General features: G+C 65.1%; 29 protein-coding genes. 9 read left to right on the top strand and 20 right to left on the bottom strand.

Annotated elements, in window-relative coordinates; genetic code table 11:
* Window positions 1-917: 917 nt before the first annotated feature.
* Genes rsgA through QP415_RS02285 form a run of 3 tightly spaced genes read right to left on the bottom strand, consistent with a single transcriptional unit; the run spans window position 918 to window position 3,879 of the window.
* Window positions 918-2,003 (bottom strand): ribosome small subunit-dependent GTPase A, encoded by a 1,086-nt coding sequence (gene rsgA / locus QP415_RS02295; RefSeq protein ID WP_048677398.1) that lies wholly within the window; start codon window positions 2,001-2,003, stop codon window positions 918-920.
* Window positions 2,003-3,355: a 3-phosphoshikimate 1-carboxyvinyltransferase gene (gene aroA, locus QP415_RS02290; protein ID WP_285098390.1), complete on the bottom strand. Its 1,353-nt coding sequence runs from the start codon at window positions 3,353-3,355 to the stop codon at window positions 2,003-2,005. The genes rsgA and aroA overlap by 1 nt, the downstream gene beginning before the upstream one ends.
* The gene (locus QP415_RS02285) at window positions 3,352-3,879 is read right to left on the bottom strand and encodes a DoxX family membrane protein (protein ID WP_048677400.1); all 528 of its coding nucleotides are present in this window, start codon (window positions 3,877-3,879) and stop codon (window positions 3,352-3,354) included. The genes aroA and QP415_RS02285 overlap by 4 nt, the downstream gene beginning before the upstream one ends.
* 197 nt (window positions 3,880-4,076) lie before the next feature.
* On the opposite strand from QP415_RS02285, the gene QP415_RS02280 reads away from it, so the two are divergent.
* The 4 genes from QP415_RS02280 to QP415_RS02270 all read left to right on the top strand — a co-directional run bounded on the left by QP415_RS02280 (window position 4,077) and on the right by QP415_RS02270 (window position 6,712).
* Window positions 4,077-4,709, top strand: coding sequence for a sigma-70 family RNA polymerase sigma factor (locus QP415_RS02280; RefSeq protein WP_285098385.1), 633 nt, complete (start codon window positions 4,077-4,079; stop codon window positions 4,707-4,709).
* Window positions 4,706-5,005, top strand: a complete 300-nt coding sequence (locus tag QP415_RS02275) for a TIGR02949 family anti-sigma factor (RefSeq protein ID WP_016461355.1) — start codon at window positions 4,706-4,708, stop codon at window positions 5,003-5,005. Before QP415_RS02280 ends, QP415_RS02275 begins: the two co-directional genes overlap by 4 nt.
* A gap of 211 nt (window positions 5,006-5,216) precedes the next feature.
* Complete coding sequence (locus tag QP415_RS13735; protein ID WP_106406425.1) at window positions 5,217-5,291, top strand: 50S ribosomal protein bL37; 75 nt, start codon at window positions 5,217-5,219, stop codon at window positions 5,289-5,291.
* A gap of 536 nt (window positions 5,292-5,827) precedes the next feature.
* Window positions 5,828-6,712: an alpha/beta hydrolase gene (locus tag QP415_RS02270; RefSeq protein ID WP_285098382.1), complete on the top strand. Its 885-nt coding sequence runs from the start codon at window positions 5,828-5,830 to the stop codon at window positions 6,710-6,712.
* Window positions 6,713-6,790: 78 nt separating this feature from the next.
* On the opposite strand, the gene QP415_RS02265 is transcribed toward QP415_RS02270, so the two are convergent.
* From QP415_RS02265 to QP415_RS02220, 10 genes are all read right to left on the bottom strand, one after another.
* On the bottom strand, window positions 6,791-7,504 hold the full coding sequence (locus tag QP415_RS02265) for a hypothetical protein (protein ID WP_285098379.1): 714 nt from the start codon (window positions 7,502-7,504) through the stop codon (window positions 6,791-6,793).
* Between the two features lie 40 nt (window positions 7,505-7,544).
* Complete coding sequence (locus QP415_RS02260; protein WP_285098377.1) at window positions 7,545-8,231, bottom strand: hypothetical protein; 687 nt, start codon at window positions 8,229-8,231, stop codon at window positions 7,545-7,547.
* 19 nt (window positions 8,232-8,250) lie between these two features.
* Complete coding sequence (locus QP415_RS02255; protein ID WP_285098375.1) at window positions 8,251-8,952, bottom strand: hypothetical protein; 702 nt, start codon at window positions 8,950-8,952, stop codon at window positions 8,251-8,253.
* A 186-nt stretch (window positions 8,953-9,138) separates the two neighbouring features.
* Window positions 9,139-9,888 carry a hypothetical protein gene (locus QP415_RS02250; RefSeq protein ID WP_285098372.1) on the bottom strand — a complete coding sequence of 250 codons (750 nt, stop codon included), beginning with the start codon at window positions 9,886-9,888 and terminating at the stop codon, window positions 9,139-9,141.
* A gap of 77 nt (window positions 9,889-9,965) precedes the next feature.
* Window positions 9,966-10,835, bottom strand: coding sequence for a hypothetical protein (locus QP415_RS02245; RefSeq protein WP_016461349.1), 870 nt, complete (start codon window positions 10,833-10,835; stop codon window positions 9,966-9,968).
* A 36-nt stretch (window positions 10,836-10,871) separates the two neighbouring features.
* On the bottom strand, window positions 10,872-11,597 hold the full coding sequence (locus tag QP415_RS02240; RefSeq protein WP_285098368.1) for a hypothetical protein: 726 nt from the start codon (window positions 11,595-11,597) through the stop codon (window positions 10,872-10,874).
* Between the two features lie 7 nt (window positions 11,598-11,604).
* Window positions 11,605-12,318 (bottom strand): hypothetical protein, encoded by a 714-nt coding sequence (locus QP415_RS02235; protein WP_285098365.1) that lies wholly within the window; start codon window positions 12,316-12,318, stop codon window positions 11,605-11,607.
* Window positions 12,319-12,365: 47 nt separating this feature from the next.
* Window positions 12,366-13,028 (bottom strand): hypothetical protein, encoded by a 663-nt coding sequence (locus QP415_RS02230; protein ID WP_048677563.1) that lies wholly within the window; start codon window positions 13,026-13,028, stop codon window positions 12,366-12,368.
* Window positions 13,029-13,046: 18 nt separating this feature from the next.
* Entirely contained in the window at window positions 13,047-13,649 is a 603-nt protein-coding gene (locus QP415_RS02225) for a GDSL-type esterase/lipase family protein (protein WP_034468004.1), read from the bottom strand.
* Between the two features lie 54 nt (window positions 13,650-13,703).
* Entirely contained in the window at window positions 13,704-17,564 is a 3,861-nt protein-coding gene (locus tag QP415_RS02220) for a multifunctional oxoglutarate decarboxylase/oxoglutarate dehydrogenase thiamine pyrophosphate-binding subunit/dihydrolipoyllysine-residue succinyltransferase subunit (protein WP_285098360.1), read from the bottom strand.
* A 319-nt stretch (window positions 17,565-17,883) separates the two neighbouring features.
* On the opposite strand from QP415_RS02220, the gene QP415_RS02215 reads away from it, so the two are divergent.
* The 5 genes from QP415_RS02215 (at window position 17,884) to QP415_RS02195 (ending at window position 22,794) form a co-directional block, all read left to right on the top strand.
* Window positions 17,884-19,212: a hemolysin family protein gene (locus tag QP415_RS02215; RefSeq protein WP_048677566.1), complete on the top strand. Its 1,329-nt coding sequence runs from the start codon at window positions 17,884-17,886 to the stop codon at window positions 19,210-19,212.
* Entirely contained in the window at window positions 19,209-20,243 is a 1,035-nt protein-coding gene (locus tag QP415_RS02210; protein WP_016461342.1) for a hemolysin family protein, read from the top strand. Before QP415_RS02215 ends, QP415_RS02210 begins: the two co-directional genes overlap by 4 nt.
* Window positions 20,244-20,287: 44 nt before the next feature.
* Window positions 20,288-21,388 carry a peptidoglycan DD-metalloendopeptidase family protein gene (locus QP415_RS02205; RefSeq protein ID WP_048677567.1) on the top strand — a complete coding sequence of 367 codons (1,101 nt, stop codon included), beginning with the start codon at window positions 20,288-20,290 and terminating at the stop codon, window positions 21,386-21,388.
* The gene (locus QP415_RS02200; protein WP_285098354.1) at window positions 21,385-22,212 is read left to right on the top strand and encodes a glycerophosphodiester phosphodiesterase; all 828 of its coding nucleotides are present in this window, start codon (window positions 21,385-21,387) and stop codon (window positions 22,210-22,212) included. The genes QP415_RS02205 and QP415_RS02200 overlap by 4 nt, the downstream gene beginning before the upstream one ends.
* A gap of 165 nt (window positions 22,213-22,377) precedes the next feature.
* The gene (locus QP415_RS02195; RefSeq protein WP_048677568.1) at window positions 22,378-22,794 is read left to right on the top strand and encodes a hypothetical protein; all 417 of its coding nucleotides are present in this window, start codon (window positions 22,378-22,380) and stop codon (window positions 22,792-22,794) included.
* Between the two features lie 227 nt (window positions 22,795-23,021).
* On the opposite strand, the gene QP415_RS02190 is transcribed toward QP415_RS02195, so the two are convergent.
* Genes QP415_RS02190 through QP415_RS02160 form a run of 7 tightly spaced genes read right to left on the bottom strand, consistent with a single transcriptional unit; the run spans window position 23,022 to window position 26,719 of the window.
* Window positions 23,022-23,786 carry a hypothetical protein gene (locus tag QP415_RS02190; protein WP_048676099.1) on the bottom strand — a complete coding sequence of 255 codons (765 nt, stop codon included), beginning with the start codon at window positions 23,784-23,786 and terminating at the stop codon, window positions 23,022-23,024.
* Window positions 23,783-24,274: a hypothetical protein gene (locus tag QP415_RS02185; protein ID WP_204370746.1), complete on the bottom strand. Its 492-nt coding sequence runs from the start codon at window positions 24,272-24,274 to the stop codon at window positions 23,783-23,785. Before QP415_RS02185 ends, QP415_RS02190 begins: the two co-directional genes overlap by 4 nt.
* Window positions 24,271-24,693: a hypothetical protein gene (locus QP415_RS02180; protein ID WP_048676097.1), complete on the bottom strand. Its 423-nt coding sequence runs from the start codon at window positions 24,691-24,693 to the stop codon at window positions 24,271-24,273. The genes QP415_RS02185 and QP415_RS02180 overlap by 4 nt, the downstream gene beginning before the upstream one ends.
* A complete protein-coding gene (locus tag QP415_RS02175) occupies window positions 24,690-24,848 on the bottom strand; it encodes a hypothetical protein (protein ID WP_204370745.1) in 159 nt (52 codons plus the stop codon). Before QP415_RS02175 ends, QP415_RS02180 begins: the two co-directional genes overlap by 4 nt.
* Window positions 24,848-25,276, bottom strand: coding sequence for a hypothetical protein (locus tag QP415_RS02170; RefSeq protein WP_048676092.1), 429 nt, complete (start codon window positions 25,274-25,276; stop codon window positions 24,848-24,850). Before QP415_RS02170 ends, QP415_RS02175 begins: the two co-directional genes overlap by 1 nt.
* Window positions 25,277-25,280: 4 nt before the next feature.
* Entirely contained in the window at window positions 25,281-26,369 is a 1,089-nt protein-coding gene (locus QP415_RS02165; RefSeq protein ID WP_048676089.1) for a glycine zipper, read from the bottom strand.
* Window positions 26,370-26,413: 44 nt separating this feature from the next.
* Window positions 26,414-26,719, bottom strand: coding sequence for a hypothetical protein (locus QP415_RS02160; RefSeq protein ID WP_048676086.1), 306 nt, complete (start codon window positions 26,717-26,719; stop codon window positions 26,414-26,416).
* Between the last annotated feature and the right edge of the window lie 165 nt (window positions 26,720-26,884).

The raw sequence follows: 26,884 nt of genomic DNA, 5'->3' as shown, positions 1-26,884 counted from the left end.
CGAGCAGGGCACCATTCGCGACTCGCGAGGGAATCGAGAAATAGTCGTAACCGCCACCGTTGCTGGTGATCACACTCGTCACTGCTGCCCCTATTGAGATAATCGCGCACGCGATTCCTGTCCATTCGAGCGCGCGAGGCCACAGCCGCGAGGTTGTTCGTGCGCACGAGCGTGAATAGCCTGCCATTTGCCAGGCAGCAAGTGCCGCGCACATGGCGGTCGTCAGTTCGCGTGAAGGCCTCCCTGACGCTGCGATGGAAAACGCGATGGATGCGATGGTGATCGCGAAAAAAATGGAGGCAAACACTGCGCGCAGCGCTCTGTCTGTGGCTGTCGGCATTGCATCGGGAGCGCCGACTGGGGCTGGTTGAAACTGTTGCATCTCTCTTTCCTCCTCGAGAGTTGAGCTGCTTGTAGCTGGCGCTAGTGCGCGTAGCAGGAGTAGTGAGACCAACACTCCTTCGTGAACCCGTGACGGAAACCAAGGTATCCGGCGGTTCCGAGGAGGCCGATAGTGTTGGCTGCGTAGTAGATTCTCCAGCCCTTGGCGCCCTGCCACTCGCTCCATGTGAGGCCGCCGGTGCTGGCCTGGTTAACTCCCTCATTAAATGCAGCGTCGTACCCAAACCTCATTGCAATGAGAGCAGCGGCAACAACGCTGGCAGCGTTGGCTTCCTCGGCCGATTCGGTCTCCTCGACTGTCGTTTCGCCCGTTGGGAGAATCGTTAATCGACCGGCAGCTTGTGTGGGAAGGGTCGTGCCGACTGACAAGAATGCAGTGCAGACGCAGGCTGCGATAGCTTTGACGGCAGTTTCATAGTGATCACATCCTTGTAATCATGTGTAGCGACCATCGCTATACCCTCATTGTCCACGCGAGGAGGGCGCTGTCAAGCACTTTTAGTGCCCACTTTTGTCTACCGGGCCGCCTTGCTGGCGGCCTCCGCCGTCGCCACGGCCTCCAGGAGCCTGCGCACCGACGCCACGCGGGAAGCGCGCTCGGAGCACACCCGATCCGCGTCACCCTCCTCGGCCTCGTCGAGGGCGAAAGGACCGGTCGCGCGCGCGTAAGCGTCAAGCGCACACGAGGGCTCTTCCTCGTCGTGTGAGCACAACGGCAGGCACCACGCGGCGGCCTCGGCGACGTCTGGGAAAACTCCCAGCACGTCGGCGACGCTCACGTGCCCCAGGCCGAAGGAGCGCACGCCGGGCGTATCCACGATCCAGCCGCCCTCTGCCAGCTCGAAGGCCTCTGAGGAGGTCGACGTGTGGCGCCCGCGCCCCGTGACCTCGTTGACGTGCCCCGTCGCGCGGCCCGCGCCCGGTACCAGGAGGTTGATGAGCGTGGACTTTCCGACCCCCGAATGCCCGACGAGCACCGACCAGTGGCCGGTCAGGAGGTCCCGCAGCTTCGCGATACCCGGGTCGGCCTCCCCGGCCTCGGCGCTCGTGAGCACCACGCGTACGTCAAAGTCCTGGTAGGCGGCGATCAGCTCGTCCGCGCTGGCCAGGTCCGCCTTCGTCAGGACGAGGATCGGGGACAGGCCCGCCTCGTAGGCGGCGACCAGGCAGCGGTCGATCATTCCGGTGCGCGGCGGCGGATCCGCCAGCGCCACGACGATGCACATGGTGTCCGCGTTCGCGACAATCGCCTTCTCGCCGCGCTGATCCGGCGCATCCTCGAGGGAACGGCGCAGCACCGAGGAACGTTCCTCGACGGCGACGATGCGCGCGAGCGTGTCGGGGCGCCCCGACAGGTCGCCGGTCAGGCGCACGCGGTCGCCCATGATGACGGAGCCTCGCCCCAGCTCGCGGGCGCGCACGGCGACCACACGGGTGCCGGCCGCCTCCAGGCTCACCTGGTAGCGGCCGCGGTCGATGCCGATGACGCGGCCCAGCGGCTTGGAGGACCAGTCGGGCCGGTCTTTCGTGCGGGGGCGTGAGCCCTTGCCGGCGCGTACGCGCACGCGTGGGTCGTCGGTTCCAGTGTCGCGGCGGGCCATCACTCCTCCTCCTCGATCGACGAGGCCGGGGCAGCCTGGGTGCTTCCGTGGTCGTTGGCGCTGACCATGGAGTGCCACATGGCCTCGAAGTTGGGCAGCGTCTTGGAGGTGCAGGCGATGTCGTCGACCGTGATGCCGGGCGTCACCAGGCCAAGGATCGCGCCGAAAGTCGCCATGCGGTGATCCGCGTAGGAGCGGATCTGCACGGCGTGGAGCGGGCGCGGCGTGATGATCAGGCCGTCCTCGGTCTCTTCGGCCAGCCCGCCCGCGCGGTTGATCTCGGCGGCCAGCGCCGCCAGGCGATCGGTCTCATGTCCGCGCAGGTGCGCGATACCGCTCAGGTGCGAGGGGGTCGAGGCGTAGGCGCAGATCGCGGCCAGGGTCGGGGTGAGCTCGCCGACCTCGGCCATGGTCGCCTTGATGCCCGGGTAGTTGCCGGCGCCAGGACCCGTCAGGGTCAGGCCCTCCTCGTCGAGCGTGATGGTCGCGCCCATGTGCCCCAGCAGCGCGCGCCAGGCGTCGCCCGCCTGCGTCGTTGCCCCCGGCCACGCCGGGATACGCACGCGCCCACCCGTCACCATCGCGGCCGCCAGGAAGGGGCCGGCGTTGGACAGGTCCGGCTCGACGGTGATGTCGCCGCCGATGGGGCGCGACGGGAAGATGTGCCAGGTCGAGAGATCCGCGCGGCCCTCGTCCACGACCTCCAGGTCGATACCTGCGCCCGCCAAGGAAGCCAGCGTCATCTCCACGTGCGGCATCGACGGGACGATGCCCGGAGCCGACACGAACAGGGGATCGCCCACGAGGGGAGAGACCAGAAGCAGCGCGGACAGGAACTGCGAAGAGGACGAGGAATCCACCCACGCCTGCGCGCCCAGCGGCGTGTGGATCGGGCCATGAATCGTGAAAGGCAGGTGCCCGCGCTCCCCGTGATAGGTGACGGTCGCGCCCATGCGCACCAGGGCGTCCAGGAGCGGGCCGAGCGGGCGTGCGTAGGCCTGCTCGTCCCCATCGAAAAGCGTCTCCTCGGGGGACAGGGCAGCGAGGGGCGGCAGGAAACGCATGACCGTTCCGGCCAGTCCACACTCGATGCGACCGCCTCGGGGCGGCAGCGACATCGGGGTGACGCGCAGGGTGCCCGCGCCCTCGTCCTCGACGCGCGCGCCCATCACCTCCAAGGCTGCCGCAAACAGACGAGTGTCGCGCGCATCCAGGGCACCTCTGATGACGGAGGGAGAATCAGCGACGGCCGCCAGGTACAGGGCGCGTGCCGTGATCGACTTAGAACCCGGCACCTCGACCGTGGCATCCACGGGAAAGGGGGCCAGGGGAGCGGGCCAGGGCGCGCTCACGAAGCGGAGCCGCTCAGACGCTCCACGACCGCGGCCTCAGCCGCAGCGATCGCGCGGCGCTGATCGCGGCGCATCGAACGCGCAACGAGAGCCGACGGCTGGCCGACACGATCCGTCGACGCGAGAAGAACGCCGGCGGCCAGACCCGCCTTGTTGAGCGTGCGGTAGCGGCGACGCTTGATCTGCTCCTTCGACAGGCCGCGCGTCGTGCCCGGCAGGGGAGCGTGCACAAGGGCCATCGGCGCGCCGATTGTGGCGAGAGTCAGGGCAGCCACGCGGGGCTTGCGCCCCAGCGCGAAACGCAGACCCGCGACGACCGTGACCGCTCCCGTCACTCGGGTCGCGACGGCCAGCTGCTGGTCCGTCAGCGGCTCCAGGCCAACCGCGTCGGTCGCCTTGTCGATGAGGGGACGAACGCCCGCGGCGCGCTCCACATGGAAACGCGGATGCATGAGGGCATCAACCCCGTCGGCGATGAACGGGGCGGCGAGCAGGGGACGGGCAACAACGCGCAGCAGATTCATACCCCTATTCTTCGACACCTTTGCCCCAGGGGGAAGCCGAACGGCCCTGAGGCTCCCAAACAACGGGGTGAAAGTGGTGCAACGCACAGATGGGTTGGTTGTGGAATAAAGACGCATCTGAGGCGTTGCCCTCAGTATGAGATCCCATCGACCACTCCCATTCGCGCCGCACGCTTGCGCGACTACGCTGGGAAGCGATGGATGCAACAACCCCCCAACCAGCGGCGCAGGCGCCCGAGCCTGCCCCGGCCTCGTCGACCCCGGACGACGCGTCGCTCCAGGCGCGCTTCATGGACGAAGCGATGCCCCTCATGAACCAACTCTTCGGCGCGGCCCTGGGCATGACCCGCAACCGAGCCGACGCGGAGGACCTGGTCCAGGAGACGTACCTCAAGGCCTACCAAAAGTTCCACCAGTACAAGCCCGGCACCAACATCAAAGCCTGGCTGTATCGAATCCTGACGAACACCTACATCACCGGCTACCGCAAGGAACAGCGTTCGCCCAAGCGTGCCTCCAGCGACACCGTCGAAGACTGGCAGCTCGCCGACGCCGCCTCCCACGCGGAGGTCGGCCTCAAGTCCGCGGAAATCGAAGCCCTCGAGGCGCTGCCCTCCACGCAGCTGCGCGAGGCCCTCGATTCGCTCTCAGAGGAACACCGGATGGTTGTCCTCATGGCTGACGTTGAAGGTATGAGCTACAAGGAAATCGCCGAAGAACTAGGAGTTCCCATGGGGACCGTCATGAGCCGACTGAACCGGGCGCGCAAGAACCTGCGCTCCGCACTGGCCGACGTCGCCGCGGAATACGGGATCGGAGGAGCCAAGTGAACACGCGCGTCACCTGCCAGGACGTCCTCGACGCCCTGTACGAACTGATTGACTGCGAGGAATGCGACCGCCGCAGCGGCCTCATCGACGCCGGATCCGTGCCCGGGCCCGATGCCCGCGCCCGCGCCCTCATGATCCAGCACGTCGCCACCTGCGAGCACTGCTCCGACGCCCTGGACGCCGAACGTCACGTGCGCGCCCTCATGCGCGGCTGCTACGAGTCCGAACAGGCCTCGGATGCCCTGCGCGCCCGCGTCGTCGCCTCCATTACGAGCGTGTCCGTCAGCTGGCGTTGAACCTTGCGCGGGGATGTTACCCGCTTGGTCGCGGCGTCGGCGCCCATTCGCGTGCCACCTCGCGCCGCGTGCCAACTCGCGCATCGACGAGGCCTGGTGAACCACCCGTTTTTCGGTGACCTTCGTCGCCGGGAACCGCCTGTGCCTTGGTGGTTTGGGTCAATGTGTGCAAAAATGCTTCAGTCTAGACAACAAACCCAAGGAGAATGACATGTCGAAGCGGGGTCGTAAGCGTCGCGATCGTCGTAAGCACGGCGCGAACCACGGCAAGCGTCCTAACGCCTGAGCCGAATACGTTGCGCGCCCGGACCGGATGGTCCGGGCGCGTTTTGTTTGCGCGTTGTCTATGTGTTGTGTTTGCGCGTTGTTTACGCGCCGCTGTCTGGGCCAGGTGCCGTTGCGCGAGGCGCGCGTGACGTCTGGGGTGTGCGCCGCTGGATTTGCGTTCCTACAGCGCTGGACAACGGTGTGCGGTGTGCTCATAGGCTGCTGATCATGCTTGGGCCGCGCGCATGCGGATAGGTTGTCCGTGTACGGATAGGTTATTCACATGTGGATAGGTTAATAAGCTATCCGCATCGTCATAACCTATCCGCGTAGTAGGTTCGTCCGATGGGCTCTCTCCAGATTCCGGCGGCGAGTAGATACAGCCGTCAGCCACCGCTACCTACCACCACTGGTGTTTCCTCCCGATAGCCACGATGAACACTCGCAGTGAGAAACGAACCACTCTCGCGGCGTATCCTGGTACGTGCTGGCGCGCGGGTGCGTCCCGATGCGAACAGAAACCGTTTGTCGATCCGAAAGAGCGAAAGAGGCTCCATGTCCCTCCAGATGCGCGTTGTCCACTTCTGTATGGGGCTTGTGCCTCCGTTGCTGCACAGCGAGGCAGCGACTGAGCAGATGGCGCTCCACGCCCCACAGCCCCACCCGATGCCCGCGTCGATGCGAGCGCGTTTCACAGCGACGAGCGGCAACGGCGTGACCCGCGTGTTCCCGAAGCGGGGCCTGCGCTCGGGCGGTGTGCTCATCTATCTGCATGGTGGAGCGTATGCGTACCCGATGGTCGCTGGCCAGTGGGGGATTGTCGAGGGCCTCATCGACCGCACCGGGCTGCCCGTTATTATTCCGGACTATCCGCTCGCCCCCAACCATACTGCGGCGGAAGCGTTCGACTTTGTCCAGCCCATCATCGACGAGGCCCAGGCGGAGTTCGGCCGCGTCATCCTCTTTGGCGACTCGGCGGGTGGCGGCCTAGCGGTCTCCCTCGCCATGCAGCGGCGTGATGCGGGGCAGCGACAGGTGGACGGCCTCGTCCTGTATGCGCCGTGGGTGGACGTCACCATGACGAACCCGGCGATCGAGGAGGTACTGGGCCGCGACAAGATCCTGCGCGTGCCCGGGCTGGCGTGGGCCGGCCGCGCGTGGGCTGGCGACCTGGATCCGGCCGACTGGCGGGTCAGCCCCCTGTACGGCGACCCCGCTGGCCTGCCGCCGATGCGTATTTTCCAAGGTGACGCGGATATTGTCGGCCCCGACGTCATCGAGTTTGCGCGCAACGCCGCCCGCGCTGGCGTGGACGTGCGCCTGCGCGTGGAGCCGGGCGGCTTCCACGTGTATGTCCTGGGCGTTCCCACCATTCCCGAGGCCGAGGCCGCCCTCGACCGCAGCGCTCGCTTCATCTCGGGGATCCTCACCCAAGCGTAACCGAGGCGTTTCACGGGCTGTTTCACGGCCTCGTCGATCGAGGGCGAAGGCTGCAGGCTGCCCGGCGTCACCCGGCAGCTAGTCGAGGCGCGCGTCCACCAGGGTTTTACTGTGCACGTACATGTCGATGGTCAGGGGCGTCTGGTCGGGGTGGAGGACGCAGCCTTCGTAGAGCGGATGAATGATGCCCGACAGCTGGGAGATGTCCTGCTCAGAGGTGGCGATGGTGAAGGTGTGCTGGGTGCCATCGTCAAAGCGCATGACGAAGTGGTTGTTGTAGCTGGTGCCTCCGGTGAACCACTGTGATCGTGTGACGGTGTCTTGGGCGTAGCTGCAGGAGGCGACAGCGCGTGGTTGGGGGCCTTGCGCCAGGTCGATGACCGCGGGCGTGAGGAAGTACAAGACCGGTGCGGCAATGACGAGGACGCCGCAGGTCATCGAGGCGAGGTTGTCCAGCTGCTTGCGTACCGCCCGCCGGTCCCCGGAGCGTTTCGCGGCGCGCAGGTCTTGCACGGAGGCGAGGAGGGTGGCGACGGCGCCGATCACGACGAGGAGGCCCAGGCAACACAGGATGATGGTGCCGACGAGTTTGCCTTTCCCATACGAGCCCATGTTGCGCATGACGACGATGATCGTGATGATCAACGCCGGGGGGACGAGGAGGAGCAGGAACAGGGAGCGTCCTGTGTGGCGGTCCGGCTTCGTGACGGCGGGTGCGGGTGTCGGAGGCAGGGGAGGAGTAGGGGGAGTATCAGGAACTGGAGGCAGGGGAGGGGTGCTGGGAAAACTCATGGGGATTGTGTCCTGTGTGTGCAGGCCGTGGGGCCCGGTGCTAGCCGAGGTGGGCCTCGATGATCCGCCAGCTGCGGGGCATGACCTGTAGCGTCATGGGTGTCTGCCCCGGATGGGTGACACAGGCGTCGTAGAGGGTGTCGTAGATTGCGAGGGAGTTGGCGGGTTCGGAGTCCTGCGGTTGCAGGCTGATGTCTTGGACGCGGGTGGAGCCGTCTGCGAGCTGCATGGTGATCTCGTAGACCTGATAGATGGTGGTTGTGCGCGATCCTCGTCTGCCGCTGCGCCATTCACGGTCGGCGACGCTACTCGTGCAGCTGGTGACGGTCACGGGTTTGGGCCCGCTTGCCAGGTCTTGGATGAGGGGGACGATGCGCACGGTGCTCAGTATCCCGAAAGAGATGGCGATGGCGACTCGTCCGGCGGCTTTCCAGCGGCGTCGGCGGGGGATCGCCTTGTCGACGCCGCGGGCCTGCGCCTCGCGGGCGTCGCGCAGCATCACGGGAATCGCCAGCGGGATCGTGAGGCAGGTGAGGAGGATGCTGAGGTTCATGCCGATGCCCGTCCACAGGCTGAGCGGCCCGTATTGCGCGCCGGTCTTCATCGCGATCGGGAACAGGATGAGCGGGGCGAACGTGAGGCCGCGGATGACGTAGTGGTGGTCAATGAGCTCCCTGTAGTCCTGCCGCGATGGCGGAAAGGAAGGTTCATACGGGGTCGTGCTCATGGCTGTCTCCTGTGCTTTGTCAGTCGATGCGTGCATCGACGATGGACCACGTGTGGGGGTAGACCTCCATGGTCATAGAGGCGGATCCGGAGCGCCGAGCGCAGGCCTCGTAGAGGACGCCCGTGAGACCGCCGCGCGAGGCGATGTCGTTGGCATTGTATGTTTCGATGACCGTGAGGTGCTTGGTGCCGTCAGCGAGCGTCATCGTGAAGGTGTTGTCCCATCCGTTGTCGGGCGTATGATCACCGCGCGTCCCCGGGTTTGACCGTGGCATCTGCTCGAAGCTGCACGAGGTGACGGTGACGGTGGTGGTGCCCTCCTTCAGGTCGCGGAAGGCGGGAAGGCCCTGGCTGATCGACCGGAATCCCACGTATAACGCGATCACGCACAGGGCGGCCATGCCGAAGGAACGCTGGTTGTACTTCTCAATATCGACGTTGCGCTTGGCCCGCCACACGCCGAGGTAGGCGAACGCGCACGCGATGAGGAGCCCGGCGACGATGACGAGCCCAACGCCGCAGGCCTGCGTATACCACACGACGCGCTCGCGGCCGAAGTCTGTGTGCTCTCCGATGACCAAGAAGATCCCATAGGCGGAAATGACGAGAGCCACGAGGACGGCCCCGATGGCGGTGGCGATTTTCTTGAGGACGCCTGTGCGTGTCGGGCCTTGCGCGGACGAGGAGGCCCGACGAGGAGAGGAAGCGGGGTTGTGTGACATGGGTTCCCTTTCAGACCAGAGAGGTTGGGATGAGGCCGGGGTACGCGCGTGGGGCTGGTGGGTATGCGGGCCAACCGATTAGTTGTTGATCTTCGCGCTCGCGATGGCACTCGAGTGCGTGTAGTAACCGATGGTTATGGGCACGCTGTCGAAGCGCGCGTGCGGACGGAGAGACGGCGAGCCTTGTCAGTCCAGCCTGGCACCGCTAATCACCCAGGTCCGGTAGTAGACGTCAAGTGTCATCGAGGTCTCCCCGCCGTGCGTGACGCACGCATCGAACAGAGGCTTCTCGATCTCGCCGGCATGCCCGAACAGGCGCAGGCCGATCACTGTTTGACGGGTGGTTCCGTCGGGTAGAGTCATCGTGAAGTTGCGGGTGAACGTTGGTCTGCTCCAGTAGTCTCCCCATTTAATCTGGTGCGTATGCATCTTGTGGGTGCAGGATGACACGGTGACGGTTCGAGGCCCCGTCACGAGGTCCAGGACGACGGGCGTTCCGTGAACGAGGGCGATGTATGCGCTCGGGACGAGGAGAATGACCGGCAATGCGAGGGCTGCGTGCCGCTTGCGACGGCCGGATGCCGATCCTGCCAGCCGAGCCCGTCGAAAGCGAATCAGCTGCCAGATGATTGCTGCCAGACACACCCTCATGATCCGGAAAGCGACACCGTAGGCGAACGCGAGCGACAGGATCCTGGTGAAGCCATAGGTCGTGGTGCTTACCCACAGGAGGATCGCCACGCACTCGCCAATGAATAAGGCGATGACAAGCGCGACGATACAGCGAGCCCGTCCCCTCGACGAGCCTTCTGGCGTACGCGGGGGCGCGGGCGTCGCGAACACGTTCGTCGGTGGAACCTGCACCACTGTGCTGGGGCCTGCCGATGCTACGGGCGTCGGGGCCTGAAAGGGGGAGAGGCGTGCTTCGTTGCTCATAAGAACCTTGTCAGTTGGGTGGACACGAACGAGGCCGGGGTGCGTGCGTCGGCCTGCCGGGTGGGCGGGCCGACCGATCAGTTGTTGATCCTCGCGCTCGCGACGACCCTCGAGTGCGTGTAGTAACCGATGGTCATGGTCGCGTTGCCGGATCGAAGGGCGCAGGCCTCGTAGAGGACGGCTGTCACGTCCCCTTGCCTCGCAATCTCATCCTTGCTGTCCGTCTCGACGGTCTGCGTGTGGGTTGAGCCGTCCTCAAACGTCATGATGAACTGGTTCTCGTACACGGTCGAGACGCCGCCGCGGTAGCGTGACCGACTCGTCTTGTACTGCTCGAAGCTGCATGACGTGACCGTCACAGTGTGTGGGCCGTCGGCGACGTCAAGCACCGCGGGAACGCCGTTCGACAGCGCGTAAATGGCGAACCCGTGGCCAAAGACGCCGACCATCCCCAGGCCGAGCTGGCGTTGTTGTGCCACTTTCTCATCGCCCCGCGCGCTCGCCGCGAGGTAATTGCGCCGCGTAACAGCATAGAGGGGAATCATGGCAAGGGCGAAGATGAGTGCGACGGCGCACTTGATGAGAGTCCAGACGATCCGTTCCGTGCCGAAGTCGAACATCTCACCGAAGAAATAGAGGACTGTGCCAAGGAGGAGGCCCACGAGCGTGAGCAGGATCCACCACCCCGTGTGCTTCTTCGGCGCCTTGTCCTCGCCGGAAGGATCTGCCGGAGACGGGACACTCTGAGAGGCTGCAGAAGTGTCCGACGATGCGGCGTACGCCTCCCCGTATGGGGACCCCTGGAATGACCAACCCTGGTACGACAGCGGCGGCAAGGAAGGCTGCGCGTCGCCCGCTTGCGGCTGCGGCACCTGCGGCTGATTGGCGGGCTGACTGCCGTCAGTGGACGGATCGTAGGGGGAGAGATAAGGGTACTGATTGCTCATGGCTGCTACCTGTCGAACGGGTGCATGACGACGAGCCTAGGGTGTCTGCGCGGGGTCGGGTGCGCTTGTGGGAGAATCCAGGTGCGCAGTGAGCGACCAGGCGCCGACTTGCTCGTCAGTCTCCACACTACCGCTCACGCTATCGATGAGGGCACGTATCTCACCCATGCGACGCCCGCCCAGGACGGACGCCTCAGGCGTGAGGGCGCTGATGGTCAGCGTCAGCGCCCCGTCCATCGCGGACCCGGTGACGCTCACCGAGGCGTTCTTGTCGAGCTCGGCGATGTGGGAGAGAACCAGGTAGATGATTTCCGCGCCCACGGCCTCGCGGAAGTCATTGAGCGGCGTGTGCTCGGTGAACAGGTTGATGATGGAAAAGCCGGATTGCTGCGCGTAGCTGATGGCACCGTCGATGGTCGCGAAATCGCCGGGCGGTGTGGGAGGGGCCGGGCGCTCGCGGCTGGCCGACTGGGCGCGCGCGGGCGTCGGGGTGGGTCCAGCGAGGTTCGCAGGCAGTGTCGCGGCTGGGTGGTCGAGGGCGTGGCGGGGAGGCGTCTTCCAATCCCGGTACAGGAATCGGATGCCGACGGCGGCTGCGACGACGATGAAGATAATCAGATAGGAGGCCGCTGCGGTGACGACGGCCGGCGACCATGAGCGAGGTGAGAAGAAGGACCCTATGACGATGTTGAGGGACATGAAAGCGATGATGATCGCGCAGACGAGCAGCTTCTCGCGGGTGGTGGTTTTCTGCTGGGGCATGTGAACCTCATTCCACCCGCGCGTCGACGACGATCCAGCTGTGGCTGTAGACGTCCACGGTCAGGGATGTCGCGCCGGAACGCGCCTTGCATGTCTCGTAGATGATCGCGGAGATGCCGCCCTCCTTGGCGAGGTCGTCGGAGCTCTCGGTCTCGAGCGTGAGTGTGCGCGTCGTCCCGTCCTCCAGGGTCATGGCGAAGTGATTGTCGTAGTAGTCGATGACCTTGCTGTGATTGTCCGACGGCTTGTAGTGCGCCTTCTGGGTGAGCTGACACGAGGTGACTTTCATCGTGTGTGGCCCCTCCGCGAAGTCCCGGGCGACGGCGATTCCATAGACACCCGAGACGACAATGACGACGGTTCCGATAACACCCACCGCGATTGTGACAATGGCGTAGAGCTTGCCGGAGGACGCGTTCCCTCCGGCCTGCGCGCGGTGTCCACGCCTGCGCAGATAGGTACAGAGGAGCGCGCACGCGATCGCGGCAATCAGGCCGATGACGCACCATGCGGCCACCCACACGAGCCGCCAGAACCCAAAGTGCACGTACCTGCCGAGCGACGCGAAGGCGTAGGCAATGGTGCCGAAGAAGCCGATGACGACGAATGCGAGCAGGTTTGCGCGCGCTGAGAACCCCCGCGGCAGGCGCTCGATCATCGACGAGGCCGGGGGGCGGTTGACGGGACCTGGCGGGGGAGAGATGGGGTACTGGTTGCTCATAGTCTCACTGATGTGTGTGGGATGGACGAGGCCGGGGCGCGTTCGCGTCACGCCTCACGGATGGCCTTCATGATCCCACTGCGCGGGTAGTAGTCGACGACGATCGAGGTGGTGGCAGGGCGGGCGACGCAGGCCTGATAGACGGCGTAGTAGGGGCTCGTCGGCTGCGCAAACTCACCTTCTGTGTCCGTCGTGACCTCAAAGCGGCGTGACGTTCCATCGTCAAAATGGAGAGTAAAATAGTTGCGGTAGTATTTGCTGCCGCGACGCCCGTGTTCGGTCACTGTAAAGTATTTTTCGCAGCTTGTGACGGCCTTCGTCTGGGGGCCTTGGCGGGCATCTTCGTAGCCTTCTGCGAAGGCCCCACCACCCATGACGACCATCGTCGTTCCGATGAGTGCTGCGGCGGCAATCATGATGAATGTGCCGATTGCTGGGCGGCTGTCGCCCGGTCCCTGCAGTGCATCGCGCATTGCGTGAACGAGCGTTGGGAGGGCCACAAAGCAGCAGATGCCGAGGACCACCTCTGCGCCAGAGCCGATCATCACGCAGATCAACTCATGGACACCGAAATTACCGGACAGAACAAACGCGGCGAACATGACGCCTATGGACGCGAGGAACACGTAGGCCCATATGGTCATGGCGCGCTGTTGACGGGCGGTGCCCGGACGTATCTGAGGGGAGAAACGCGAACGGCGCGGATACATGCTCAATTCCTCCTGCGCTCACACGTCCGCCGGGGTCGCTCCCGTCCATTCGTACCAGCCCTGGTGCTGGACGATCCACGCCATGAGGGCGTAGCCGGCCTGGCCGGGCAGGGTCTGGCCGTCCCCTCCGCGGGCGAGGGAGGCGGCCATGTCCTCGAACCACTGGTCGTGTGCGACCAGCGGCGTGTAGCAGTCGACGAAGGGGATGCCTCGGCGCGCGCACACCTCGGAGCACGAGGAGGACAGGGCCTTCAGCGAACCGGAGTCCACGCCCGCGAGCGGCGGGGGACCGACCACGAAGCTGGGGATACCCAGCGCGGTCGCCCGGTCGGTGATGTTGGCCAGGTTCAGGCGTGAGCGGGCCGTCGAGATGCCGGCCGCGACGTCGCCCGGACCCACACCGATGACGAGGCCGTGGGGCTCGCCCTCGGCCAGGCGCGGCAGGACCTCGGCCTCCCAGCGCGCGGCCATCTGCTTCGTCGTCTCAGAGGGAACGGCGAGGGTCAGGAACGTGGCGGGCAGATCGAAGGTCGAGTGAGCGTTGACGCGACCGACCCAGCCGAGGCCTCGGGGGTCGCCGACGCCGGCGACGAGCTCGTCTCCGATGAAGCAGATCCGCATGGTGTTCCTTTCCTGTGCCTCCCGCGCGCACCCAGATGATGCGCGCGGTCCCTCTTAGCCTTCGAAGGCCTGCGCAATAAGGGTAGCTGCTTGCTCCTTGTGAAGCGAGGCACGTCCCGCGGCGGTCGTCGCGGACTCGGGACGCGAGACCACGCGGACCGGGCGTCCCAGCGACGGGAAGAGGTTGAGCGCCAGGTGCGGCCACGCGCCCTGGTTGCGCGGTTCGTCCTGCGCCCACGTCACCGACGCGTTCGGGTACTGGGCGAGGACTTCGGCCAGCTCGGCCTCGGGCAGCGGGTAGAGCTGCTCCAGTCGGATGATGGCCGTCGACGTGTCGCCGCGGTGCTCGCGCTCCTTCGCGAGGTCGTAGTAGAGGCGGCCGGAGCACAGCAGAACGCGCGTCACCGACGCGGGGTCGGTGATCGTGGTGTCCCCGATGACGGGCTGGAAACCGCCCGACGTGAACTCCTCAATGTGGGAGGACGCCGCCGACAGGCGCAGCAGCTGCTTGGGCGTGAACGCGATGAGCGGCTTGCGCGGGCGCTTGTAGGCCTGCGTGCGCAGCATGTGGAAGTGGTTCGCCGGCGTGGAGGGCTGGACGATCCACATGTTGTCCTGGGCGGCCAGCTGCAGGTAGCGCTCAATGCGCGCGCTCGAGTGGTCGGGTCCCTGGCCCTCGTAGCCGTGGGGCAGGAGCATGACGAGCGAGGAACGCTGGCCCCACTTCTGCTCGGCCGAGCACACGAACTCGTCGATGACGGTCTGCGCGCCGTTCGCGAAGTCGCCGAACTGTGCCTCCCAGATCGTCAGGGTCTCGGGGCTCTCCACCGAGTAGCCGTAGTCGAAGGCCAGCACGCCGTATTCGCTCAGCGGGGAGTTCCACACGTCGAAGCGCGCCTGGTTCTCAGTGAGGAAGCGCAGCGGGGTGAACTCGCGTCCGTCATTCGCGTCGTGCAGGATCGCGTGACGCTGCACGAAGGTCGCGCGGCCCACGTCCTCACCGGACAGGCGCACGCCGGTGCCCTCCATGAGGAGCGTGCCGAATGCGAGGAGCTCCGCAAAGCCCCAGTCGATCGGCTTGTTGCCCAGCGCCATCTCCAGGCGGCGCTCGCACAGCTGACGCAGCTTCGGGTGCGGCTCGAAGCCCTCGGGGAAGCGCGTGTGTGCGCGGCCAATGCGACGCAGCTGCTCGGCGGGGGCCGCCGACGTCCAGCCGATCATCATGCCGGTTCCGGGCATCTGGGACTCCGGCATGGTCCATTCCCCGTCGGGGGACTCCCCGGCCTCGCCGACGCCGGCGGTGAGCGCGGGGTCGTGCGTGCGGCTGCCCGGGTTGACCTCGGACACGGAAGAAGCACCGCCCGCGCGGGTCTCCTCGAGGATGCGCCCGAGTTCCGCCTCGTATTGGGCGATCGACTGACGGGCCTCGTCCTCGGTGAGCTGACCGCGACCCACGAGGCCGCGGATGTACACGGCGCGCGTGGAGGGGATGCGGTCGATGAGGGAGTACATGACGGGCTGCGTCATCGACGGGTCGTCGCCCTCGTTGTGACCGCGACGGCGGTAGCACACCATGTCGATGATGACGTCCTTGTGGAAGGCGTTGCGGTACTCGAAGGCCAGGTGCGCGCAGCGGATGACGGCCTCGGGGTCGTCTGCGTTCACGTGCAGGATCGGGACCTGTAGGCCCTTGGCGAGGTCGGTCGCGTATCCGGTCGAGCGGCCCTGCGTCGGGCCGGTCGTGAAGCCGATCTGGTTGTTGACGATGATGTGGATTGTGCCGCCGGTCTTGTAGCCCTCCAGCTGGGAGAGGTTGAGGGTCTCCTGGACGACGCCCTGGCCGATGAACGCCGCGTCGCCGTGGATGAGGATCGGGATGATCGGCAGGTCCGGGTCTCCCAGGTGCTCCTGCTTGGCGCGCACGATGCCCTCCAGGACGCCGTCGGCGGCCTCCAGGTGCGAGGGGTTGGCGCCCATGTAGACCTTGGTGGCCAGGCCGTCGTCGAGGGAGTAGACACCCCACGTGCCCAGGTGGTACTTGACGTCGCCCGAACCCTGGACGGAGTTAGGCATGTAGTTGCCTTCGAACTCGTCGAAGATCTGCGCGTAGGACTTGCCCGCGATGTTGGCGAGCACGTTGAGGCGGCCGCGGTGCGCCATGCCGATGGCGACCTCGTGGATGCCGGTGCGCGCCGAGTCGGCCAGGATGTGGTCGAGCAGCGGGATCAGGGACTCGCCGCCCTCAAGCGAGAAGCGCTTCTGGCCCATGAACTTGGTCTGCAGGAACTCCTCGAAGGCCTCGGCACGGATGAGAGTGCCCAGGATGTGGCGCTGTGCCTCGGGGGAGAGGGCCTCGTAGGGGCGCTCGATGCGCTTTTGGACCCAGGCGCGCTGCTCGGGATCCTGAATGTGCATGTATTCGATGCCGACCGTACGCGTGTAGGTGTCGTGCAGGCGCGTGAGGATGTCGCGCAGCAGCATCTGGTCGGAGCCGCCGAAACCGCCCGTGGGGAAGGGACGATCCAGGTCCCACACGCTCAGGCCGTAGGACGAAATATCGAGGTCGGGGTGGCGTCGCACGCGGTAGGCCAGCGGGTCCGTGTCGGCGGCGAGGTGTCCGCGCGAACGGTAGGCGTGGATAAGCTCCGCGATGCGCGCGGGCTTGCCCTTCTCGTGGTTCGGGTCGTAGTCGTAGTCCGCTTCCCACGCGTAGGGGCGCGCGGGCACGTGCATCGAGGTGAAGACGCGCTCGTAGAAGCCGTCGCGGCCCGAGAGCTTGGCATCCACGAGGGCCAGGAGGCGGCCCGATGCCGCGCCCTGGATGATGCGGTGATCGTAGGTGGAGGAGAAGAACATCGTCTTGCCGATGCCGAGGGCGGCCAGGCGCTTGGGGGAGACGCCGCGGAACTCCGCCGGGTAGTCGGTGGCGCCCACGCCAATGATGAGGCCCTGGCCGACCATGAGGCGCGGCACGGAGGTGGTGGTGCCCAGCGTGCCCGGGTTCGTCAGGGTGACCGAGGCGCCCTGGAAGTCGGCGGTCGTCAGCGTCGCGTTGCGGGCGCGCGCGACGAGGTCTTGGTAGGCGTCGACGAACTCCGCGAAGGTCAGGGTGTCAGCGTCGTGGATGACGGGGACCTTCAGGGAGTGGTTGCCCTGCGCGTCGGCCACGTCAATGGCCAGGCCGAAGCCGATGTGCGCGAGCTGCTCGACGGCGGGCTTGCCGCCTTCGATCGTGTAGCGCACGTTCAGGTCGGGCATCTCGCACAGTGCTTCCACCAGCGCGTAGCCGATGAGGTGGGTGAAGGAGACCTTGCCGCCGACCGTTCGCGCCAGGTGCGCGTTGATGAGGGCACGGTTTTCGATGAGGAGTTTGGCCGGGATCTGGCGCTGGGAGGTGGCCGTGGGGATGGAGAGCGAGGTCTCCATGTGCTTTGCGGTCGCGCGCGCGGCGGACTTGAGGATGTGGAGCTCGTCGTGCGAGGGGGCGCCCTGGAAGAGCGTGAAGGCGGCGCGCCCGTGCTGCTGGCGCGTGTAGGGGCTGGTGGCCTCCGCGACGGCGGCGGGTGGGGCGGGCGGCAGGTCCGAGCGGGTCACGGAGACGATGGGTGCGTGCTGGGTGGCGGCCGCTTCGGGTCCGTCCTCTTCGATGTCGAGGGTCGGCGGGGTGACCGTCACGGGGGCGACGTGGTCAACTGGGGGTGCGGCATGGGCCGACGAGGCCGGGGCCGGCTCCGGCGTTGAGGGAGCGCCCTCGGGGATGTCGGGACGCTTGGCGCGCAGCTGTGGGGGAGCGGACTCGGTGGAGAAATAGGCGCGCCAGGAGGGATCCAGGAGCTGTGGATCGCGCTCGTAGAGGTCTCGCATCTTTGCGATGTACCACTGCGGATCGGGCTGGGAAGCGGTGGGAGTGGGCACGTATTCCTCCGTAAGTGTCGCGCCGCGCGCATGGGCAAATCCTGCGCGGCCATACCTTGACAATCGTACCGCCGCGTGATCGTCTTCACGAAACCTGGTATACCTTTGGCGTGTACTTCAAGGGTCTTTGGTCCGTTGAAGAATGATTGTTGGCACATGCCCCGCGGTGTGTGGAAATGCGCGCTGGGAGAGGCGGGCTGGGCGGCTAGACTGTAACCATCATGGACTGCGACACTGCCGGCTTTATCGCCGCTCTTTCTCACCCCTTTTCCGCGCGCGTACCCGCGAGGCGCCCCGGCCTCGTTGAGGGGGGCACGCGATGACGACCGCCCTCATGCTTCTGCTCGGTATCGTCCTGACCGCTGGCACTTTCGTCTTCGTTTCCGCTGAGTTCTCGCTCGTCGCGGTCGATCAGGCGGTCCTCGACAAGAAGGCCGAGGAAGGGGACCGAGGGGCCGCCTCCGTCCTGCGCGCAACCCGCACGCTGTCCACCCAGCTGTCCGGCGCGCAGGTGGGCATCACGCTGACCACGATCCTGCTCGGCTATACGACGCAGAGCGCGCTGGCGGACCTGCTGCAGGACCTGCTCGGATCGGTCGGCCTCGCCTGGGGGCTTGCGACCGGCATCGCGGCATTCGTGGCCGCCGCGTTCATCAACGTGTTCTCGATGCTCTTCGGCGAGCTCGTCCCCAAGAACCTCGCCCTGGCCCACCCCCTGGCCACCGCCGTGCGTGTCGTCCCCTTCCAGATGGCCTTCACCGTCATCGCCCGCCCCGTCATCTGGGTGCTGGGCGGGACCGCGAACTGGGTGCTCGCCCGCATGGGCATCGAACCCCAGGAGGAGATCTCCTCGGCGCGCTCCGCCTCCGAGCTGGCCGCCCTCGTCGAGCACTCCGTCGAAGAAGGCACCTTCGACATGTCCACGGCCGACCTCTTCGTCAACACGATCCGCATGTCCACCCTCAGCGCCGCCGACGTCATGACCGACCGCGGCCGCCTGCACACCCTCAGCGAGGGTGACAGCGCCCAGGACGTGCTTGACCTGGCCCGCGAAACCGGACACTCCCGATTCCCGGTGATCGGGGACGACTCCGACGACATCCTCGGCCTGGTCTCGCTGCGCCGCGCGGTCGCTGTGCCCGCCGATCGTCGCGCCGAGGTCCCCGTCATCTCCTCGTCTCTCATGACCGACGCGCCCTCGGTTCCCGAGACCGTGCCGATCGGCCCCCTCATGGTCCAGCTGCGCGACGAGGGCCTGCAGATGGCCGTCGTCGTCGACGAGTACGGCGGCGTGTCGGGCATCGTCACCCTCGAGGATGTCGTCGAGGAGATCGTCGGCGAGGTCTCCGACGAGCATGACCAGCGTCGCCTCGGCATCCGCCCGCGCCCCGACGGCACGTTCCTCGTGCCCGGCACGCTGCGCCCCGACGAGCTCGCGCGCCGCACGGACATCAACCTGCCCGAGGATGGCCCCTACGACACGATTGGCGGCCTCGTTATGAACGAGCTGGGCGAGATTCCGGTCGTCGGATCGCGCGTGAGCGTGGACGGCATCGGTATCGAGGTCACCCAGATGCAGGGACGGCGCGTCGCTCAGGTGGCGATCACGCCCGCCCCCGAGGCCGAGGAAGAGGAGGTGTCATTGTGAGCGTGGGAGTTGGTCTCGCCATCACCGTGGCCCTGCTGGCCGTCAACGCTTTCTTCGTCGCCGGCGAGTTCGCGGTCACCTCGACGCGTCGCTCGCAGGTCGAGCCTCTCGCCGACGAGGGTGCGCGCGGTGCGGCCGCTGCGCTGTACGCGCTGCAGCACGTGTCCCTCATGCTGGCGATCTGTCAGCTCGGCGTGACGGTCGCGTCCACGACCCTGGGCGTCGTCGCCGAGCCCGCGATCGCCCACCTCGTCGAGTCGCCGCTCGAGCGCCTGGGCGCGCCCGAGGCGACCAGCCACGTCGTCGGCTTCGCCGCCGCCCTCGTCGTCGTTCTCTTCTGCCACGTTGTCTTCGGCGAGATGGTCCCGAAGAACATCTCGATCGCCGCCCCCGTGCGCATGCTGCTGATCCTCGCGCCCGTCCTCGTGCGACTGGGCCACGTCCTGCGCCCGATTATCGAGGCCATGGATCGCTTTGCGAACTGGTTCGTGCGCCTGTCCGGTTACGAGCCGCGCTCGGAAATCTCGGCCTCCTACACGATCGAGGAGGTCGCATCGATCGTCGTCGCCTCGCAGGAGGAGGGCGTGCTGACCGACGAGCTGGGCCTGCTCAGCGGCACCCTGGAATTCTCCGAGGAGACGGCCGGGACCGCGATGGTCCCCCTCGACAAGCTCATCGTCCTGCCCGAGGGTGCCACACCGGCAGACGTGGAAGAACAGGTCGCCCACACGGGCTACTCGCGCTTCCCGATCGCCGGCGACGACGGTTCCATCGTCGGCTACGTGCACCTCAAAGACGTCCTGTACGCCACCGGTGAGGATCGCGAGCAGCCGATCACCCCGTGGCGCATCCGACGCCTCGAGGCCGTGTCCGCCGACGACCAGGTCGAAGACGCACTGCGCCACATGCAGCGCACCGGCGTGCACTGCGCCCTCGTGCGCGATGCGGGCGCCGTCGTCGGCATCCTCTTCCTCGAAGACATCCTCGAGCTACTGGTCGGCGAAGTCCGAGACGTTCTCCAGCGCCCGTGACGAGCCGCGATCCGCAAGGTACATTAGGTCGAGGTCAAAACTTCGTGACGAACACAGACAAGGGGGAGAGCGTGAGCGACATCGAATGCCCGCTGCCGAAGCGGTCGCAGCTGCGCGCCGCGCGCTCCGAGAGCGGAGAGGACTCCCAGGAGACCCCGATTACCGCGGCGATTCCGCTCGACCTGGATCCCGCTGCGCCGCCGCCCCCTCGCGCCGCGGTCACGCCTGACGAGGCCGCACTCGACGAGGCCGCCCCGGCCTCGCCCATGGCCGCTCCCGAGAGCGCGGGCGAACCCGAGAGCGCGGGCGAACCCGAGGGGAGTATCGAATCCGAGAACGAGGCCGAACCCGGGAGCGAGGCCCCGGCCTCGTCCGCTGGCCGACGCCGAAACGTCCACCCCGTGGGCTACGTGCTGCGTGCCCTCCTCGTCCTGGGCCTGGCAGGCACGACGATCGCGGTGCCCATGACGGGACGCGTCGGCTCTGACTCGTCCTTGACCGTGCCCGCGCGTGCTTTCGGCACCTCGGTGGGCGGACCCAGCTGGGCCGTGTCCTCCGCGCTGCCCCAGGCCACCGCCCTGGACGGCACCCTCACCGCGAACTCCCGCGCCAAGGCGAAGGCCCCCGTGTCTATCACCGGCTGCGCGTCGGGCAACGGCGCGGACGGCAACCGCAACGTGCGCGTCGTTGCCGACACGATCTACTGGCCGCTGCCGGAGGGGTCCTACACGATCACGTCGCCCTTCACGATGCGTATTTCGCCCGTCTCCGGCCAGCTCCTGGCCCACGAGGGTATCGACATGGCAGCCCCGCTCGACACCCCCATTACGGCCGTGTACGGCGGCGTCGTCGAAGAGGTCGCGGAGAACTCGCGCTCGGGCGCCTACGTGCAGATCAAGCACACGAAGTCCGACGGCACCGTCTTCCACTCCGCCTACCTGCACCAGTACATGAACAAAATTAAGGTGAAGGTCGGCGACACCGTCACCGCCGGGCAGGTTATCGGCGCGGTTGGCAACAACGGCTGGTCGACGGGCCCCCACCTGCACTTCGAAATCCACGACTCCTCGGACACCCCCGTGGACCCGGACGCGTGGATGCAGACAAACAAAGCTGTTTATCTCGGACAGGAGTCTTGCTCATGATGCCCGTCACGATGCGTCAGGGACCCATCATTTTCGCCCACCGCGGCGGCAGTGAAGAGGCGCCCGAAAACACGATGAGCGCCTTCGCGCACACGTACGAGGCCGGGATCCGCCACGTGGAGACCGACGCTCACATCACCGCCGACGGCAAGGTCGTCCTCTGCCATGACGAGACCGTGGATCGCTGCTACGACGGGACCGGCGCGATCGCCCAGATGACGTGGCGCGAGCTGTCGAAGCTGCGCCACCGTGACTCCGGCGAGCAGATTCCTCTGCTTGCGCAGGTTCTCGAGGCCTTCCCGGATATGTACTTCAATATCGACGCGAAGGAGCCGGGCGTTGAGGGGCCGCTCCTCGATGTCATCGCCGACCATGGTGCGGCTAACCGCGTGCTGGTTGCCTCCTTCTCCGAGCCGCGCCTGCGCGCCGTGCGCGACACGGCCGCTTCGGACCCGGCCCGCGCGGTCGCCACGTCTCTCGGTACCGAGGCCGTCGTGCGCCTCGTGGGCGCCGCGAAGAGCGCCACGAACCCCGCCTGGTGGCACGTGCCCGGCCCTCGTCAAGGTGCCATCGCCGCCCAGGTCCCCATGCACCAGGGCCCCATCCGCGTCGTCGACGAGCGTTTCGTTGCCACCGCCCACACCCTGGGCCTGGCCGTGCACGTGTGGACCATCAACACGGTGGCCGACGTGCTGCGCCTCCTCGAGGTCGGCGTTGACGGCATCATCACCGACCGCCCCGTCTTCCTGCGCGACTTCCTGAAGGCTCGCGGCCTGTGGACTCAGCCTCCGGCTCCCGGCGCTGCCTCGGGCCCGAGGGACTGAGGCTATTGCTTGAAAAGGCGGGCGCGCACCGGAGGGTGCGCACCCGTTAACGCGTCCTCGTTCGCCATTGGGAGGCCCTGGAAGCTCTGGCAATGCCAGGCCACAGCCCCATGCGCCCTCACACTGGTCCGACAACCCACATGAGTAGAGACACGAAAGGGGCCCATGCAAGACAGCATCGTCACATCGTTGTGCCTCTTCGGCCTGTGGATCTTGCTCGCTGCCATCCTGTGGGTGGAGACGAACTCAACCGGCCGAATCGGCGTCGCCTGGCGCAACGCGAACATCAACAGCCAGGTCTCCAAGAATGTGCGCGCGATTTGCATCCCGGCGTTTCTGTGCCTGTGCTACCTCGCCGCCTTCATCAAGGTAGTGGCCTACTACGGTGCCTCGCCACGGGCGCTTTTCGGGCTCACTGCCCTTGAGATCGTCGCCGGGATCGTCATGGTCGGCGGCCTGTTACCGATCCGCTATCCTGCCGACTGGTATCCCACCTACCCCGATCCCCTCAGTGAACAGTGGCCCGACGAGGGAAACGAGGGGGAAACCGGCGAAGAGGAAGACAAGGAAGACTCTCCCTAGGGTCTGACACTACACAGCGTGGGGGGCGGAGCCGCTCGGCTCCGCCCCCCACGACGCATGTGTCAGGACCGCTGACTCACTCGTTGCCGCTGAAGTCGGCCACGGCCTCGTCCAGGCCCGCGCGGCGGATGCGCACGAGCAACAGGGCGATGAGCTGTCGATGAATCCGGCTCGTGGGGGAGTCTTGCTGTGCTGGCAGTGGGTACCGGGTGTTCAGCGGGCAGACGCTAGGGAGCGAGTAGCCCCATCAGCATTGCCCAGATTGCTGCGCGAGGCGGCGCATCCAGCACCGGGTGCGACGGCATTCGTGCGAGAGCCTTGTCGTCGAGCGGCGCGTGGATTTGCGCGTGCATGTGGTCGGTGACAAAGCAGTCGACGTGCTGTCCCGTCCGCCACTGTCGACGCCGTATCTGTTCGCGTACGCAAGTCACGACGCTCCAACGCCCCGAGACACAGTCCTGGGCGAAGTGTGACTCCGCGGGACCATATGTCACGAGATCGTTGAGTACATCCTGGGCGCCTTGTGCATCCAGGGAACGAATCGCAGCGACGAAATCCGCGGGAATGTAAGGAGGCCCGTCATGGATGGTGGGGCCTGCGTGCAGCAGGGAGGCAAGGGCTGTGATGTGTGGGACCTCGCAGTAGTCCACCTGACTGAAGTGCACGCCGTCCACATCGGAACGCATCACGACGGAACGCGGCATTGTGGGCCAGATCCTCCAGTCGCGTACGACGCCGCGCATGCTGGGGGATACGACGCGGATAACGATTCGGGCGCGCGCGGTGCGCACAGGTTCGAGGATTCGTGCGGCATCGCCGGCCAAGCCGTTGGCGCCGGCCAACCCGAGTGACACCAGTCCGCTGGAGAGTGCGGCGCTTGAAATGCGCCCGGCATTCTCCTCACTGGCAATCATCTCGAGCAGGGCATCGGCCTGCTCAACGGTGACGATAATCTGATCCGAGGAGTCGCTTTCGATTGGATGGTCGCTCACGGCGCCACCTCCAGGGTTTGAGCCATCGTGATGAAATCATCGATGACCATTGGGAATAGAACGCTGGGGCACGTACACGTCGCGGTCCACAGGAAACGCTGCGGCGGTTGCTGCGTCGTGGGCGCAGTGCGTGTGATCCACGTGAGCTGGCTGAGTGTCAGAGAGACAATTTCGAGAATGTACACGCCGGTGCGCCAGCGGGCGCCGTGCGGTGCAACCGGCCACGCGAAGTCGTCAATAAGCTGGAATCCAGGCAATGCTTCCTCCACCTGCCTGATGGTGTCCGCGTAGACGTCGTCGTCGCTCGCGTCGGTGTTGAGCGCTCCGCCGGTCACCACGAAGGTCGGAACGTTGCCCGCATCTTTTGTCTGAGCAACGGCGACGAGGCGAACGCTGGGATCATCTGCCAGGGGACCGAGCTGTGCGTATTCCTCCGGGGTGAGGAACCTCCATCCCGAGGAAAGGGCCATCGTTACCTGCTCGTTCACCAGAATCCCTTGCCTTTTGTGTGTTTCTCGTATGCCTCCTGATCGATGTTGCCATCGGTGTCTAAGAGCCCATGGCGCTTGGCGTACTGCCAATCGGCGTAGACCCACCGGGGAAACTTGATGGGTAGAAGGCCAATGAGAATTATGAGGAGGAGGAGCATCATCAAGCATGCGAGGCTAAAGGTAAGCCAGTCGGGGGCATGCTTTTCAATGAGCGTAAGAAGAATATAGATAAACGCGATAGACGTAAGAGCTGGAGATCCAATAGCTGCCCAGTTCTTGCTGATGCGACCTTCTCCGTTCATGCGACGCCATAGCGCGGCGGCCTTGTTGTCGGTGAACATTTCAGCATACCAAGTGACAACGCCAAGAACACCAATAAACAAAGCGCATAGAATACCGAATAGTTGTTCTCTCATGCGCGGTTCTCTCCCATGCTCGTTGCGATACGATCTACACCCTGATCGTTTATCGCATCACCAACATATTCTCCAAAATAGTGGCCAGCCACCCCGCCGATGACGCCGCCGACAAGGCCAATAACACCTGCCTGAGGGGTATCGTTGCCGTTCATCACCATAGATCATTTTTGTTGGCGTGGTGGTGTGTCCACGCCTGTTGGTCGATGTTGCCATCGTCGTCTAAGAGCCCATGGCGCTTGGCGTACTGCCAATCGGGGTATATGAAATTAGGGAAGTTGATGGGTAGCAGTCCGATCAGAGTGATTGAAGCGGCGAATAATACTATCGCGGCGACGCATGTGAGCCATGTCCTAGGCAAATTAGAGTATCTAATGATGCCTGAAACGCCAGTAAAAAAGAAAACGCAAGCCATTGCAGGTGCGCCAACTGCCGCGTAGTTTCTGCCGATCTTTCCTTTACCGTTCATTCGGCGCCAGAGGTTTGCGGTCTTAATGTCTGTAAACATCTCCGCATACCACACTGCCATTCCGAATACTCCCACACTGATCCCGAAAATTGCCAGTTTAAGATTTTCGTTCATATGATTATCCTTCATTAATTGGCTCGACGATAGCGTCATTGGCCAGGTCTCCGGCTTCTGCCCCTAGGTAATGGCCAGCCACCCCGCCGATGACGCCGCCGACTAGGCCGCCGACGACCGCGCCAACGGGTGCGAAGGGCCCCGAGACGACAGCGCCAATGGCGGCACCGCCTTTGGCTCCTAACCAGGCGCCTCCCCATGTGCCCAACCCTGTCAAGCTTCCCTTCACTCCAGCTCGCGCGACCTTATGCCCCTCGCTCCATTCGGGGTGCTGCTCGGTATCGGTTTGATACGTGTCATAAGCAGTGATACCGCCGTCGACGACCGCCCCCGCGACGCCGGCAACCTTTCCGGCCTTTCCCAAGACGGGGGCTATCGTTCGGGTTCCAACGGGTTCCGTTACCTGTGTTCCTGTTGGTATGAACTTCCAGTTCGATAGGTCGCCCGTGGCGAAAAATTCTGCAGGCGGCTGGTAGAGCCCTTTGTTGAGCTGAATCGTGGCCGCGGATGCAGTCTGACCGAGAAGATCGGTGGCTCCCATTGTGTAGGGAAGTAAATTGGCATATGGGTGCTCATCGTCCAAAACGAACTGGCTTTTGAGTCCGTTGAAAACGGGTTCAATCCATTGTTCATAGACATCTACTTTGAGGTCGTCTAGTGCGAGTGAAAATACGTACTCGGCACGCTCATAGTTGAGACGCTGAACCTCCGCTTGCGCGCGCAGCTCCTCAAAACTATGCGCGCAGTCCTCCACATCTTCATCGAAAAGGATCACCGTGTCACCGTCAACCAGCAGTCCGCAGTCTCTTGCGGTCTGCGCGATTCCTAGGTACTCGTCACGTACTGATCGCATCGACCAAGCGAACTCCGACACAGCGTTCTTGAGGGTATTCAGATCATTGGATGCCTCTTCGCACACGTTTGACGTGACCTGAAGGTCACGTCGGCAATCTTCGACAAGAAGAGCCTCTTGCTGGGTAATGATGGATGAAGCTTGAATCGCGTCACCGTCAGCGCGGCGCAACGCCCCCGCACTCAGTGAGCACTGTTCCTCGAACGCGAAGAGAGCATCAACATCGATGAGAAACGGCATGGAAAACGAGACTCCATACTGTCCTGCGTCGTCACCGGTAGTCATCATGCGCCTCTGTTCGACCGATACTGATACTCGCGCAACGCAAAGAAGTTTGTTGCTTCGTCATTGTCGGTTGCAGCAAAAGCTTCAGATGCGGCAGTCAGACCGTGAGCGACAGCTAGAGAGCAGAAGGAAGCCATCTGGATGACCTTATTGATCTTCTCGATCTTCGCTGCCAGATCCGCTTCATTACTCCCAGCGCCGCTGGGTGCTTCGAGAGTCTCAGAGGCGACACTCTCGCTCGAGTACTCCAGGATGTTGACGGCACGAGACACTTCGTCCGCATCCCACACGATTCCACCGGACAACTGTCTCCCCTTACGACTCGGTCAGCAGTAACAGATCAGGATAGCCCTCCGTCAAAGTGAGCGTCAAGTCATCATTGAAAAGATTAGTGGCTCTTCATAATTGGGGGTGTAGTTGGGGTTTGAATCCTCCTGTTTCGAGGAGTGCTCGGGTGATGTAGTTGGTGA

This window comes from Pauljensenia sp. UMB3104, from assembly GCF_030217285.1.
Lineage (GTDB): Bacteria > Actinomycetota > Actinomycetes > Actinomycetales > Actinomycetaceae > Pauljensenia.
This window is presented reverse-complemented; position numbering and strand designations above follow the sequence as displayed.